At 65.0% G+C, this 14264-nt stretch carries 13 protein-coding genes; 2 read left to right on the top strand and 11 right to left on the bottom strand.

The genetic code is table 11. The features are described 5' to 3' along the window. Nucleotides 1–6: 6 nt before the first annotated feature. On the bottom strand, nucleotides 7–1158 hold the full coding sequence (locus OG874_RS08060) for an alpha/beta hydrolase (RefSeq protein ID WP_330254488.1): 1152 nt from the start codon (nucleotides 1156–1158) through the stop codon (nucleotides 7–9). A 110-nt stretch (nucleotides 1159–1268) separates the two neighbouring features. On the opposite strand from OG874_RS08060, the gene OG874_RS08055 reads away from it, so the two are divergent. Then, nucleotides 1269–1862, top strand: a complete 594-nt coding sequence (locus tag OG874_RS08055; RefSeq protein WP_330254487.1) for a hypothetical protein — start codon at nucleotides 1269–1271, stop codon at nucleotides 1860–1862. Then, a complete protein-coding gene (locus OG874_RS08050) occupies nucleotides 1859–2497 on the top strand; it encodes a hypothetical protein (protein WP_330254486.1) in 639 nt (212 codons plus the stop codon). Before OG874_RS08055 ends, OG874_RS08050 begins: the two co-directional genes overlap by 4 nt. A 161-nt stretch (nucleotides 2498–2658) precedes the next feature. Here the strand turns inward: OG874_RS08050 and OG874_RS08045 are convergent, their stop codons facing one another. The 10 genes from OG874_RS08045 to OG874_RS08000 are packed head-to-tail and all read right to left on the bottom strand — an operon-like array spanning nucleotide 2659 to nucleotide 14143. After that, a complete protein-coding gene (locus OG874_RS08045) occupies nucleotides 2659–4065 on the bottom strand; it encodes an MlaD family protein (protein WP_330254485.1) in 1407 nt (468 codons plus the stop codon). Then, nucleotides 4062–5222 carry an MCE family protein gene (locus OG874_RS08040; protein ID WP_330254484.1) on the bottom strand — a complete coding sequence of 387 codons (1161 nt, stop codon included), beginning with the start codon at nucleotides 5220–5222 and terminating at the stop codon, nucleotides 4062–4064. Before OG874_RS08040 ends, OG874_RS08045 begins: the two co-directional genes overlap by 4 nt. Beyond that, on the bottom strand, nucleotides 5219–6490 hold the full coding sequence (locus OG874_RS08035) for an MCE family protein (RefSeq protein ID WP_330254483.1): 1272 nt from the start codon (nucleotides 6488–6490) through the stop codon (nucleotides 5219–5221). The genes OG874_RS08040 and OG874_RS08035 overlap by 4 nt, the downstream gene beginning before the upstream one ends. Beyond that, nucleotides 6487–7515 carry an MCE family protein gene (locus tag OG874_RS08030; RefSeq protein WP_330254482.1) on the bottom strand — a complete coding sequence of 343 codons (1029 nt, stop codon included), beginning with the start codon at nucleotides 7513–7515 and terminating at the stop codon, nucleotides 6487–6489. Before OG874_RS08030 ends, OG874_RS08035 begins: the two co-directional genes overlap by 4 nt. Next, the gene (locus OG874_RS08025; RefSeq protein ID WP_330254481.1) at nucleotides 7512–8534 is read right to left on the bottom strand and encodes an MlaD family protein; all 1023 of its coding nucleotides are present in this window, start codon (nucleotides 8532–8534) and stop codon (nucleotides 7512–7514) included. The genes OG874_RS08030 and OG874_RS08025 overlap by 4 nt, the downstream gene beginning before the upstream one ends. Next, nucleotides 8531–9697 (bottom strand): MCE family protein, encoded by a 1167-nt coding sequence (locus OG874_RS08020; RefSeq protein WP_330254480.1) that lies wholly within the window; start codon nucleotides 9695–9697, stop codon nucleotides 8531–8533. The genes OG874_RS08025 and OG874_RS08020 overlap by 4 nt, the downstream gene beginning before the upstream one ends. A 15-nt stretch (nucleotides 9698–9712) precedes the next feature. Continuing rightward, a complete protein-coding gene (locus tag OG874_RS08015; protein ID WP_442943383.1) occupies nucleotides 9713–10564 on the bottom strand; it encodes an MlaE family ABC transporter permease in 852 nt (283 codons plus the stop codon). After that, entirely contained in the window at nucleotides 10561–11388 is an 828-nt protein-coding gene (locus OG874_RS08010) for an MlaE family ABC transporter permease (protein WP_330254478.1), read from the bottom strand. Before OG874_RS08010 ends, OG874_RS08015 begins: the two co-directional genes overlap by 4 nt. After that, entirely contained in the window at nucleotides 11385–12314 is a 930-nt protein-coding gene (locus OG874_RS08005; RefSeq protein ID WP_330257219.1) for a hydroxymethylglutaryl-CoA lyase, read from the bottom strand. The genes OG874_RS08010 and OG874_RS08005 overlap by 4 nt, the downstream gene beginning before the upstream one ends. A gap of 2 nt (nucleotides 12315–12316) precedes the next feature. Continuing rightward, nucleotides 12317–14143, bottom strand: coding sequence for a multicopper oxidase family protein (locus OG874_RS08000; RefSeq protein ID WP_330257218.1), 1827 nt, complete (start codon nucleotides 14141–14143; stop codon nucleotides 12317–12319). Between the last annotated feature and the right edge of the window lie 121 nt (nucleotides 14144–14264).

The following is a 14264-nucleotide window of genomic DNA, read 5'->3' as shown; positions in this document are numbered from 1 at the left end:
CGGCATTCAGTCGGTGAGGCCGCGCGCACGCAGCCAGGTCAGCAACTCGGCGATGATCTGGCCGAGGCCTTCGGGTTTATCGACGAGATAGTGATCGAGTTCAGCGATCTCGATGATTTCGGCAGACGGGTCAGCGCTGGCCGCGTGCATCTGCCGTGATTCACTGACGAACGCGGCCTGGTCCCCGCGTAGAGCCATCACCACCGTGGGCACCTTGACACTGGTCAAATCGCTCAGCGCGTCGGCGCGGGAATGGTTGATACTCCAGGTACTCAGCCAGCTACGGGCGGTAACGAACCGCGCCAACCCACCCGCACTCCAGTTGGCTGCGGCCGGATCGCCGTACATGCTGCCGGGTTTGCGGTCGCTGGGATCCAAGCTCACATCGACGAAGCGGGGATCAGCGACGGTGCGGTGCACCACAAACGCCCGATCCGAGCCCGCATGGACGTCGGTCCGCTCGAGTTGCTCGAGCACCCAGGCATCGATGCGGTCGATACGCCGACGCTGCGCAGCGCGATAGCGGGTGACCCATGCCGCTGACAGTGGAAGCTCACGCTCGGGCGCGTACAGGCCCAATTCGGGGTCGCTGCGATAGGGGTCGTCCTCTCGTACGACCGAGGGATCGATCCAATTCGCCAAGACCCGCGCGCGACCAGGGTGCGCGCCGACAAGCATGATGCCATCGGCTGGCACCAGGTCCTCGAACGACACTGCGTCGCCACTGGGAGTTGCGGTGACCGTTGGGTTCTCGGCCTGGCCCTGATAGAACGACGCCAATGAGCCGCCGCCGCTGAAGCCCAGTAGCACCACCCGTTGGAAGCCGAGTTCTTCGCGCAGCCACCGGACGCCCGCGCCCAGATCCTGGGCCGCACGCTCCATCAGCAGCGCGGCCTCATTGCAGGCGTAGCGGGTGTTCAGCCCCATGATCGGGATGCCGGCCTCGGCGAACCCGTTCAGCAAGAAATGGGACAGGAAATTGGACGAGGGATGCGCCATCACCACCGCCAGGTCGCGCGAAAACCGTGGCGGCGTCACCAGATTGGCGTGCAACGTCGGGTAGTGGCGGCTGAGTCCGGAGTGGATTTCCACTTTCCCGTCAGCCGCTGGGCTATAGGGAATGCGCTGGAAATGCTCTTCGACGGTGCCAGCCGACATCGGCCCTCCTGATCTTCTCGCTCGGCATGGATGCGATCCGCATCACACTGCCGAACCATACTATACAGTACATAAGACGGTACTCAATCGTATGGAAGTAGGCGAAGCGTATGGCCGACAACGACGCCGAGTCGATATCGCCGCCGGATCAAGCGAAGCCACCGGGGCAGCGCCCGAGTGCTGCCCGAATCAGTCTCAGCCGTCTACGCAGGGGTGGGCAGCTGACGGCACGCTCGGGATATCGCCTGGCCGCGGCGGTGTTGATCGCAGCACTGGCGGCAAGCACGGTCGTGCTGGCCGTCCAGCATCGAGACGACAACCGGATACGCGCCGACCGAGCTGCTTTCTTACAGGCCGCTCGCCAGACGGTGCTCGACTTGACCACGATCTCCGCCGACAGCGCCGATGCCGATATCGCACGAATCCTCGACGGTGCCACCGGCGGGTTCCGCGACGACTTCGCCGCGCGCTCGGCGGGGTTCACCTCGGTTGTCAAACAGGCTCATGTCTCGACCGTTGGCACCATCACCGAAGCCGGAGTGGAGTCTCTCGACGGCGATCGAGCCAAAATTCTGGTCGCGGCATCGTCCAAGGTGAGCAATTCCGCAGGCGCACAGGAGGAACCGCGCATATGGCGGCTACGACTCGTGATGCAGCGCACCGAAGGACGTATCCTCGTCTCGAACGTGGATTTCGTCCCATGAGGCCCGATATCAACGACACCACCGCCGACCCGGACGTCGAATCTTCCGCTCCGCATACCGGCACGCCCACCGACATCGGCGCTGTTGAGACAGTCGCAGCCATCGATCGCGCAAGCGAGCCCACTACTGACATCCCCTTGCCGCCGCCCTGGCGTATCCCCGCCCGGCGCTGGCAGGTTGCGGTGGGCACGTTGCTGGTCGGGCTGGCTGTATCGACAAGCTGGCTGGGGGTGGTCTGTCGTAACGATCGTGCCCAAGCCGATGCTCGCGCCGGGGTAGCCCCAGCCGCTGCAGACGCCGCTACTGCGGTGCTGACCTACCACCCCGACACTGTCACCGACGATCTCGCCCGCGCACGGACGCATCTGTCCGGTGACTTCGCCACCTACTTCGGCAAGCTCGGCACCGATGTGGTGGTCCCGGCCGCTCGGCAGCGGCAAATGTCCTCAACCGCGACGGTCACCGCGACATCGGTGGTCTCTGCCGATACTGCTCATGCGGTGGCTCTGGTGTTCGTCAATCAGGTCACCACTGCTACCGATCAGCAACAGCCGACGACCACATCGAGCAGTCTGCGCCTGCAACTGGACTGGATCGACGGCCGATGGCTGGTCACCAAATTGGACACCGTCTGACCGCGCCGTATTCAACCGGCCGCCCCCTTGCTCCCCCGCCCCGGCGATTTGTCTGTCCGAGGAAAGCCGTGCCGAGTTCGGACCGTTCGTTTCCGAGCCGGACCGGCACGCCGACGAGGGATCATCCCGCGTTGTGACGATGGTTCGGCCAACGAACCTTGTCATGACGGTGGCGGTGCCAGCAGCACCGACAGATCGACGGGTTTGCCCCGCCGCGACCCGGCTAATCCGGGCTCGGTATACAGCCGCCCGTCGCCGCCGAGATAGCTGCCGTCGAGGGTGTCGTAGGTGGTGACGCTGGCAGCGGGGTGAGTGAGCGCTCCCGGTGTGAGTGGTACTCCTGCGGCTGGCGGCGCAGCGGCGGGAGCCGTGGCGGTCGATGGTGTCGTGTCACCGGAAGGGTCGCGGCACAGTTGCACCGTGGCCGCGCGTCGGCCCGGAAATTCGATGCACGGCAGGTTACGGGCGCCGCGGACAGCGCGCGGATCATCCGGTGCCACCTTGCAATACAGATTGTCCGGCGTCGCGGGGACGTCGAGATCGGTCGGGGAGCGTCGCTGCTCGGGCGCCAGGAACCCTTCGATGCACGGAGGTGGATCGTTGAGCTGGTTGGCGAAGAAGGTGTTCTGGGCGGGATCATCGGCGTTGGGCAGCCCCGCGGACTGGGTAGCAGCCATCAGCGGCGGATACAGCACCAGGATCTGTTCGAGCGACGGATTGTAGACCGCGGCGACCTGCTCCACGGTGATCATGTTCGACAGCAGCAGCGGAATGGTCGGGCGCAGATCCTGGAACAGCGCCGAGATCTCCTGCGCGGTCGGCGCCGCTTTGTCGAGCACTCCGCGCAGATGAGGGTCGCTGTCACGCAGTTGCCCGGTCAGCGCGGCCATCGACTCCGCCCATGAGCGGATCGCGTCACCGGTGACGGTCTGGGTGTCCAGCAACGGGCCGAGTTGATCGATCAAAGTAGCGGTAGGGCCGCTGACCTCGGAGGCCGCGCGGGCGAGCTGGTGCAGTGCGTCGAGCAGTCGGCGTAGCTGGGGAGCGACTCCGTTGACGGCGATGAATGCCTCATCGAGAACGGTGCGCAGATTGTCCGGACCGATCGCGGCCAGTGCTGCCTGAATCTGGTCGAGTATCGGGCCCACTTCGATCGGTGTGGAGCTTCGCGCGGCCACGATGACCGATCCCTCCGACAGATATGGTCCGCCCGAACTGCGCGGTGCCAGATCGACGTACTGCTCACCGACCGCGGACATGCTGCGCACTGCGGCGTCGAGGTCGGCGGGAATCTTCGTCGAGGAGTCCAAGGTGAGGCCGGCTCTGGCACCCGTCACGGTATCGGTCAACGTGCTCACTCGCCCTATCGTGACGCCGCGATAGCTGACATCAGCGTTGGTATAGAGACCGCCGCCCTCATGAAGATCCAGGTACACCGTGTATCGGCCGAGTCCGGCGCGTTGCGGAATCTGAGCGAACTCGACCCCGGCAATCGTCAGAGCGACCACGGCGATGACCGCGAAGATCCATAGTCTGCGGGGGAAAGGGCGTGTGGGTTTCCACCTCATCGTGGGCTCCCCGGTGTGGAAGTGGCGGGCGGGTTCAGCAACTCCGGCAGCGGCAGGGGTGCGTTCTGGTGGGCGCCGGGAGCGGTATGGCCGATGATGGCTTCCAATCCGCTGAGCATCCCCTGCAGTGGGGTTCCCAGCAGCAGCGCGTTGTCCAGGGTCGACAAGGTCAGATCGAGGGTGACCTCGCCGTTGGCGTAGTCGCCGCGGACCGCGTTGGCATAGGTGTCGATGGGGAACGGGTAGGTCAGCAGGTAGCGGGTGGATTCGGTGAGCGCCGATCCGGCGTCGGCCAGCCCGGCCAGCACCGGTTGCAGACTGCGCAGCTCAGCGCTGATATCGGAGCTGGTGCTGGTGACGATCGTGGTGGCGGTAGCGCCCAAGGCGCCGAGGCTGGTCAAGGCATGGGTCAGGTCGGCACGGCGATCGCGGAGCAGGGTCAACGCGGGTTCCAGGCGAGCCAACGCGTCACCGATCTCGTCATGGTGGGCGGACAAGCGTGCGGTGAGCACGTCCAGCCCGGCGATGGCGGCCACGATGTCGTTTCGCTGTTCATCGAGACCGCCGAGCACAGTGTGCAATTGAGTCAGCAGCTGGCGTGTCGCGTCTTCGCGGCCGGACAGTGCTGCGTTGAGTTCACCGCTGATGTCGCGGATCTGGGCCAGCCCTCCCCCGCTGAGCACCAATGACACCGACGACAGTGTCTGTTCGGTGGTGGGGAAAGCACCTGCGCGAGCCAGCGGTATCTGGGACCCATCGTGCAGGGTGCCCTGCGCGGGTTCGGTAATCGGTGCAGCCAATTCGATATGGGTGCTGCCGAGCAAACTGGTCTGGCCCACTTTGGCAGTGGCGTTCTCCGGCAACCGGACACCGCCGTCGAGCGTGACGGTCACCAGAGCGTGCTGGTTGTGCAGGCTGATCGCGGTGACCGAGCCGACGGTCACGTCGTCGACCACCACCGGAGAGTTGCGGTCGATGGTGGCGACATCGGGCATTTCGATGCGCACCGAATACGACCCGGGCCCATGCCCGACTGTGCCCGGCAAGGGCAGCGAGTTGAGGCCACGCCATTGACAGCCACTGATGGTGGCGACGACGGCGAGACCGACCAGCGTCGTGCGTGCCGATCGTCTGCCGGTCAACCGGCGCGGGCTCACCGGGGTACCCCCGGGACCAGCAGCTGTTGGAACGTCGGAGCCGCGGGCTGGGGTGTGCTGGCCGGGGTCAGGCCCGGTTCGCTGTAGACCAGCTGCCCCGGTAGCGCTCCGACTCCTCGGGATGGGTTCAGTTGCACCGGTACGGTATTCGTGGTCAGCAGATTCAGCAGTGGCCCGAGGTATTGGACGCAGTGCTGCGCACCGGTGTGAGCGTCAGTTTGCTCGGCTGCGGCGATCGCCGAGCAAATGAAGTTCACGGGGTTGGCGAAGTTGCTCAATGCCAGCGCCGAGACCACGGTGTTGTGGGCGGGTTGATAGATGTTCTGCAGGTTCGCCAACGCGGTGGGTGCCACGTGCAGGATCTGGGCGATCCCATCGCGTTGCTGGGCAAGGTTGGCAACGACCTGCGACAGCGTGGTTGCGGTGGCCGACAGTTTGTCGCGGTTGGCGGCAACGAAGTCGGTGACTTGTCCGAGCGCGTCGTCGAGTCGGGTGAGCGCGGTATCGAGATCCTTGCGGTTGTCGGCCAGCAGTGAACCGACCGAGGCGAGCCGGTTGTTGATCGCCACTATCTGCTGCCCGCTCTGGGACAACGCGGTCACGAATACCTGCAAATTGGACACGATCGAGACCAGGTCAGCGCGCCCCTCGGAGAGGGTTTTCATCGCCGTCGACAGGCTTGCCAGCGTGTCATGCAGACTCGCGCCCTGCCCGCGCAGGTTGGCCGCGGCCGCGTCGACAACCTGCCCGAGGGGACCCTGGGGGTCGGTGTCGGTCGGGCCCAATGCGGTTGCCAGCCGCTGAAGTTGGGCCTTGATCTGATCCCATTCCACCGGTATCGCCGTGCGCGAAATCGGAATCGTCGCTCCGCGCGCCAAGCGGTCACCCCCGGTGTAGGCGGGAGCGAACTGAACGAACCGCGACGACACCAGGTTCGGCGACATGATGACCGCCTTGGCGTCGGCGGGTATCGATCGGCCCGAGTCCAGGTGCATCCGCACCCGCACCTTGTCACCGACCGGTTCGATCGCCTCGATCCTGCCGACGGTCACGCCCATCACGCGCACGTCGTCACCGCGATAGATCCCGGTGGCAGCGGCGAATTCGGCGGTCACGGTGTAACCCGTGACGCGCGGAGCCACGGTGTAGGAAACGACGGCGAGCACGCCAAGGGCGACCAATAGGGCCAGCCACCGAGTGCGCCTGCGCGATCGCGGACTGTTTTCGGTCCCGGCGGTGACCGTTTGCTGGATCGGATCGGTGTTCATCGGCCTTCCTGGGGAGCTGCCGTGGGGTTCACGAGTTGACCAAGTGCGGCTCGCACAAACGGCTCGATGAGCTGTCCGGGGATCAAGTTTTGGATGTAGGAGTTGAAGAACGGCCCGCTGGCGACGGCTTCGCCGAGTTCGGTGATATAGGGCCCGAGGCGTTGGATCGCGGCGGCGATGTTGTCGTTGTTGCGCTGCAACAACGACAACACGTCGTTGACCTGATCCAGCGTCGGGCCAATTTGGGCTCTGTTGTCGTGGACGAGCCCGCTCAACTGGGTGGCCAACTCGGTGACATTGGAGAACAACGTGTTCACCGCGGCCCGGCGAGCTTCGAGCTCACCCAGAACAATGTTGGCGTCGTTGATCAAGGTGTTGAGTTGGCCGCTGCGTTGTGACAGCACGGTGGTGACGCTCGCGGCGTGTTCCAGCAGCTCACGCAATGATTGGTCGCGTTCGGCGATGGTGGCCGAGAGCCGTCCGACCCCGTCGACGGCGGCGCGTAGATCATCGGGAGTCTGCTGCAGGGTCTGTGCCAGAACCTGCATCGATCGGCTCAGCTGCGCGGTGTCGATAGCCCCGGTGGTGTCGGTGAGGTCGGTGAGAGCGTCGGTGAGGTTGTAAGGCGAATGCGTGCGGTCCAATCCGATGGTGTCCCCGGGGGACAGCGCGCGTGCACCGGCCGGCCGCAGCCGCAGATGCTTGGCGCCCAGCACTGTTGCGGTCGCGATCTGGGCGGTTGTTTCGCTGCCCAGTCGCAGTCCGGCATCGACGCTGAATTCGACCACGACCGCGGCGCCGTCGATGTCGATGCTGCGTACCCGGCCGCAGTCGATGCCGGAGACCTCGACGACGTCACCGGGTTCGAGTCCGCCGCTGTCGGTGAACAGTGCACGGTAGGTGCTGCGGCTGGCCACGATCGGCAGGTTGTCGATGTTGAGGCTGGTCAGCACTATGAGTGCGATCAGCACGGTGCCGAGTACGCCTGCGCGCACATAATTGCGATCGTGGTGATGGATGGTCATTTCGGAGCGCACCTTCCCGTGGTTTGCCCGAAGAGGGGGGTAGTGACCGCGGCGCCGTCGGGACCGTTGAGTTTGATCCGGAGACCGCATAGGTAGTAGTTGAAGAAGTTGCCGTACGCGCCGAGGCGGCTCAGCGCCGCATAGGTGTCGGGCAACCGGCCCAGCACGCTGTCGAGAGTGCCGCTACCGGCGTTGAGTTGGGTGGCGGTGCGGTCGAGTTCACCGATCGTGCCGGCCAACGCCGCACGGTCTTGTCCCAGCAGCGCAGCCACGGTCGCGGCGGAGGTGTCGATCTGTTCGAGTGCCTGTCCCCATGTGGTGCTGTCCTGGGCCAGTCCGGTGGCGATCTGTTGGATCGTGTCCAGAGCGGAGGAGAATTCGCCGTTGTGTTTGTCGATGCCGCCCAGCACGGTGTTGAGGTTGGTGATGACCGTGCCGATGAGCTGGTCGCGATCGGCGAGGGTGCTCGTCAGCGACGCGGCGTGTGCGAGCAGTGACTGCACAGTACTTCCTTGACCTTGCAGGACCGCGATCAACTCGGCCGAAAGATGGTTGATCTGGTCGGGCTCGAGCCCGCGGAACAGTGGCTGGAAGCTGCCGATGAGCAGATCCATGTCCAGTGCCGGAGCGGTGTGGTCGAGACCGATGGTGTAGCCCGCCGGTACCGGTGCCGGATCCCCATCGCCTTCGCGCAGTTCCAGATAGCGATCGCCGACCAGATTCTGGTATCGGATGACCGCCCGTGTGGCGCGGGTCGGGCGGTAATTGTCGTCGAGGTTCAGTTCCACCTGCGCGTGGTAGGCCTGCCCGATCTTCACCGCGCCGACCCGGCCAACCTCGACGCCGGCGACCCGCACGAAGTCACCGGCTTCGAGTCCGGAGGCGTCGGTGAACACCGCGTGATAGCTGGTCCGGTCATCGAAGCGGAACTGACCGAACACCACCACCAATCCGGCCAGCACCAGCAGCATGCACACGGTGAATACGCCGGTTTTGACGGCCACTGCCCTGGATTTCATCGCGGTGCCCTCGGTGACGAGGTGGACAGCAACAGGTCCAGCAGCGAGCCCGGCACCAGGCGTGGCGCGCCGGTGTCATTGCTGAAGGGATTGGCTCCGATGTCGGCCACCACATAAGGGGTGGGAACCTCGGACATGGTGACTTTCGGCAACGATCCGCAGCGCGGGCCGCCGGCGGCAGCGACTACCGGCAGGCTGGCGGGATAATCGTAGGGATCCACTCCGAAAAGCAGGCTCGAGCGCAACTTCATAGTCGCGCCGTCGCCACCGGCGACCGGTTCGGCGAGTTTGCGGGCCTCGTCGGCCCCTTGCAGGAAGCAGGTGAGCATCGGGGAGTACTCGCCGAGCAGGTCGGTCGTCGGCCGTAGCAACGTCAGCTCCGAGATCAACGGCTCACTACTGGTGGCGAGTACATCGTTGCCGGTATCGGCCATCCCGATGATCGAAAGCAAGGTGTGGTCGAGTCGGTCACCTTCGGCGACCAGAGTGGCAGCCGGGGTGGCGGCGTTGGTGAGTGTGGCCACCAGGTCATCGGCGGCGTCGGCATAGATGGTGGTGGCGTCCGCGGTCGCACGCAGGTCGTGATTGATCTGGGGCAGACGCGGATTGATCTGTGCCAGCACGATATTGGCGTCATCGATCGCTCGCCCCAAGTCGGCACCATTTCCGCGCAGAGCTGCGGCAATCGCGGACAAGGTGGTGTCGAGTTTCTCCGGCGTGACTGCGGCCAGTACCGCAGTCAGCGATTCGAATACCGAGTTGATTTCCGTCGTCACCGACGACGCCCGAATCACGGTTCCGGCGGAGATGGCCCCGCTGGTCGTGACCGCCGGATCGGTCAGGGTGATGTACTTCTCGCCGAAAATAGTGGTCGATCTGATGTCGGCGCCCGTCGCGGCCGGAATGGAGCCGGCCTTGTCCCGATCCAAGCGCACGGTGACAACCGCGCCACGATCTGGGTCCTGATGGATGGCGCTGACACGACCGACCTCCACGCCGTGATGTTTGACCAACGCACCGATACGCAACGCCAGACCAGCGCGACCGGATTCGATGGTGATCAGATCGGCGGGCCGGAACGCGCCCCGATACGAGTAGTACGTCACGGCGATCGCCGCCGCCAGAGCCGCGACCAGCGCTAGGGCTGCGAGCTTGTTTTTCATATTGGTCATCTCGTATCAGCCCGCCAAGTGCAGTTGGCGGGCACTTCCGTACAGTGCCAGCGAAATCATCAAGGTCACCGTGACCACGCTGATCAGCGACAGTCGTACCGCGCGTCCGGTGGCGACGCCGACTCCGGCGGGGCCGCCGCTGGTGTGGAATCCGTAGTAGGTGTGGATCAGCATCACCGCCACCGCCATCACGATGGCTTGGGCGAACGACCACAGCACGTCGTCGGGGTTGAGGAAGGTGGTGAAGTAGTGGTCATAGACGCCGGCGGATTGGCCGAGGATCACCACCGTGGTGATGCGGCTGGCGAAGAACGCGGCCACGACACCGAGGGCATACAGTGGCACCACCACGATCGCCCCGGCCAGCAGACGGGTGCCGACCAAGTAGGGCACCGCTGGGATGGCCATCGCGTCGAGCGCATCGATCTCTTCGCTGATCCGCATGGCCCCCAGCTCGGCGGTCGTGCCCGCTCCGATGGTGGCCGCCAAACCGACCCCTGCGGTCACAGGGGCTACCACACGGACATTGACGTAGGCGGACAGAAATCCGGTGAAGGCTTCTACCCCGATTCCGCCGAGTGCGTCGTAGCCCTGAATGGCCACCGTCGCACCGGCGAAAAAGGTCAGAAATCCCATGATCACCACGCTGCCGCCGACCAGCGCGAGAACACCGGAACCCAGACTGATCTCCGAGATCAGGCGCAGCGTTTCCTCGTGGTACGAGCGCGCGGCTTTGCCCACCGATCCCAGCGCCCGCAGATAGAAGACCACCTGGGCGCCGACCGCATCGACTCCCCTGCTCAACGCGGCCAGTCGCCTGCGGACCGCCCGCCTCCGATCGGTTCCCGATATCATCAGTGCCCCCCAAGGGCGAGCCCGATCGAGGTCAACACCGTATTGGCGACGAACAGCGCCACCGCAGTGAACACCACTGTCTCGTTCACCGCATTGCCGACACTTTTGGCGCCCCCGGTGACCGACAACCCACGATGGCACGCCACCAATCCGGCGATCATGCCCGATACGGCGGCCTTGATCTCTGAGAGTGCCAGCTCCCCCAACCCGACCAGCAGCGTGACACTGGAGGCATACGAGCCGGGCGAGACATCTTGCAGATAGACCGAGAAGAAAAAACCTCCGATCAATCCAATAGTGCACACGGCACCGTTGAGCAGGATCGCGACCACCGTCGAGGCCAGAACCCGCGGCAGCACCAGCCGGTGTATCGGGTCGATGCCGAGCACCTCGATCGCCGCGACTTCCTCCCTGATCACGCGCGACCCGATATCGGCGGCAATGGCCGTGGCCCCGGCTCCGGCCACCACCAACACCGTCACCAACGGCCCGATCTGGGTGACCGCTCCCAGCCCAGCACCCGCACCGGCCAGATCGCGGGCACCGATCTCGCCCAACAGCGAATTGAGGGTGAACACGACCAGCACCGTGAACGGGATCGACATCATCACCGTCGGTAGCAGCGACACGCGCGCCAGGAACCATAGTTGTTCGATGAACTCCGACCAGGGAAATCGTCTGCGAGCCAACGCACGCGCGGTATCCACGGCCAGCAGATAGAACTGCCCGACCGAACTGATCGCGGTACTGGCCGCGGCAGTGAGCTTTGCGACCCCGGTGTGCACGGTGTCCGGCACGGCGCGCAGAGCACCACGAGCGGTGGTCATCGGCTTTCCGCCTGTTGCCGTGCGCGGTCGCGGCGGCCACGTTCGGCGTCGAGCAGGTTGCTGGTACCGGTTCGGTCGACGGCGTGCTGAGCCAACTCGGCCGCGGTCAGCACCGCGGGCAGATTCAGCCCGGAGGCGACGCCGCATCCGTCGAGCAGGTAGAGCAGTTCCTCGGTGGCGATGTTGCCGCTGGCTCCCGGCGCGAACGGGCACCCGCCCAGTCCACCCACCGATGCGTCCAGCCGAGTGACACCGGCGAGCAATGCCGCGTACGCGCTGGCCAGTCCGGTGCCCGAGGTGTTGTGGAAGTGGGCGCCGAGCGCGGTGGGACCGATCACCGCCCGGACCTGGTCGACGAGATCGAGCACCCGTGCCGGAGTGGTGGTTCCGATGGTGTCGGCCAGGGAAATAGCGTCGGCGCCGGTATCGACCGCGCGGTCGGCGAGCTCGATCACCCGCTGCGGTGCGACCGGTCCGTCGAACGGGCAATCCCATGCGGTGGCGACGATGACTTCCAGCTGACCTCCGGCGCTGTGCACCACTTGGGCGATATCGCTGATGCGGGCGGCGGCTTCGGCGCTCGACCGACCGACATTGGCGTGGCTGTGCCCATCGGCGGCCGAGACCACGTACTCGATCGTTTCCAGGCCTGCGGCCACCGCACGGCGAGCGCCGGTGAGACTGGCGACCAAGGCCGAGAAGGTGAGCTTCGGCCAGCGATACAGTTGGGCGGCCAGTTGTTCGGCGTCGGCGTGCGCGGGCACCCGAGATGCCGATACGAACGCGGTCACCTCAACCTCACGTACACCGGTCATCGAGATGGCTTGCAGCAACCGCAGTTTGGCTTCCAGTGGGATCGGCCATTCGTTCTGCAGTCCGTCGCGCATCGCGACTTCCCTGATCTCCACCCGCTGGGGCACCGGCATTCTCATCCTCGCACCATCCGATATCGCAGCATCATGTCGTGGTCTTCGTGATCGAGCAGGTGGCAGTGCCATACATAGCCCTGCAGGTCGGACCCCGGCGTCGAACCATGCGCGGGATGCACCACCGGGTCCGGGTTCACAGATTGGTGGGACAGGGGAGCGTGGGTATGTGGTGCAAGGCGGGGGAATGGCGCGTCCGGATCGAACCCGAGCTCCTCGGCGGTCGGGAAGCGGACGATGATGCGGGTCACGGTGCCGCCATCGACGCGCACGATGTCCTTCCAGCCGGACTCCCACGGTGCCGGTGGCTGCTCAGGGCCGGCGAGAAAGTCCTCGGCCGACGGCGTCCATTTCACACCGACCGGTGGCTGCGGGTGGGCCAGTTGGAAGTCCACCGTGCGCAACGGGGTGCGGTCCAGGATCCGGAAGGTCACCAGGTGCAGGTGAATCGGGTGTGGATCGGGGGTGATGTTGATGATGTTCCACTGCTCGACGGTGCCCTGGCGCGGCATCTCGATTTCCGGACTGGCGTAGGTGATGTTGTTCAGCGACATGATCGCCGGAGGATCACGCAACTCATACGGTTGACTGACCGTCACGTTACGAATCACGGTCGGTGTCTCCAGCGGCGGCAGCGCCGCGGGCTGGCGCGGCGCTCCACGCAATCGTTCGGGAATCGGTCCGGCGAAGCCATCGGCGTCGAGCACACGAAATCGGCAGAACACCGGCATCGCTACCTCACCGAGGATGGCCGCCTGGAAAACCGGCTGCTCGTCGTTGCACAGCTCGACGGACTCATCCGGGGCGAGGACGGCGAAATCGACCAGCAGATCGACCCGTTCCCCCGGCGCCAACCGCAGATTCTGTACCGCGACCGGCGCATTCAACAGTCCGTGCTCGGTTCCGATCACCCAGAACCGCATCCCGTTGCTGAAGTACAGATTCCAGGTACTGAACGAGGCGGCGTTCAGTGTCCGGAACCGGTAGAGCCCACGTTTGACCGGCATCTGCGGCCAGATCTTGCCGTTGACCACACCGATGTCGCCGACCGCCCCACCCTCCCAGCCGCCTTGCGGCACGATCAGCGTGGACCGGATGCTCTGGTGCCCGTCGGAGGTGAACAACTTCTCCTGCAACACCAGTGGAATCTCGAACTCAGCGGCGGGCAGCCCGGCGGGATTATCGGGTTCACCGGTGTCGAAGGCGTCGCGCAGCAACAGCATCCCGGCCAAGCCCGCATAGACGTTCGCGCGGGTGATGCCCATCGCGTGATCGTGATACCACAGGTGGCCGGCATCCTGCCGCAGTGGGAACCGATGAACGATGTCCTGTCCAGGAAACACCAATTGCTCGGGATGACCGTCGCTCTCGGGTGGAGTCACACCGCCGTGCAGATGCAATGAGCTCGGGGGCGTGCTCCGGTATTTCGCCTCGACACCGTGCAACGTCGTGTCGATGTCGGCGGCGAACGGATGTGTGCCGAGGCGATTGATGAAGGTCGCGGTCAACGGCTGACCGGCCCGATGCTCGATCACCGGCCCGAGGTAGGACATGCCGTTGTATCCGAACGCGGGCGATTCGGGTAAGTCGCGATGGAAACGGTGAACGGTAGTCGAGGCGATCAGTTCGATTTCACTGCCACGCAGGATCGGCAGCCGGGGCAATTCGTCGACGAACCGTTCGACCTTCGGAGAGTGGAACAACAGCGGACTGTCCACCCCCGGCGGCAGCGGATCGGCGGCCACGAGCGGAGTCTGCGACAACGTCGCGCCCAGCACACCAGCGGTGGCTCCGCGTAGGAGGTGCCGTCGTCGAATCGGTCGGTCCATCCTCATGCCCTTCTCCGGTGGCCTCATTGCGCACCCATTGCGGGACCATACCATCTAGTACAGTGAACGGTACTGAAAAGTAATGGCAGATCCGCGGTTCGTGGTCCGGGAGTGCATGTCG

It is taken from the genome of Nocardia sp. NBC_00565, from assembly GCF_036345915.1.
Taxonomy (GTDB): Bacteria; Actinomycetota; Actinomycetes; order Mycobacteriales; family Mycobacteriaceae; genus Nocardia.
The sequence above is the reverse complement of the archived record's forward strand: the minus strand, read 5'-3'. Positions and strand labels throughout refer to the sequence as shown.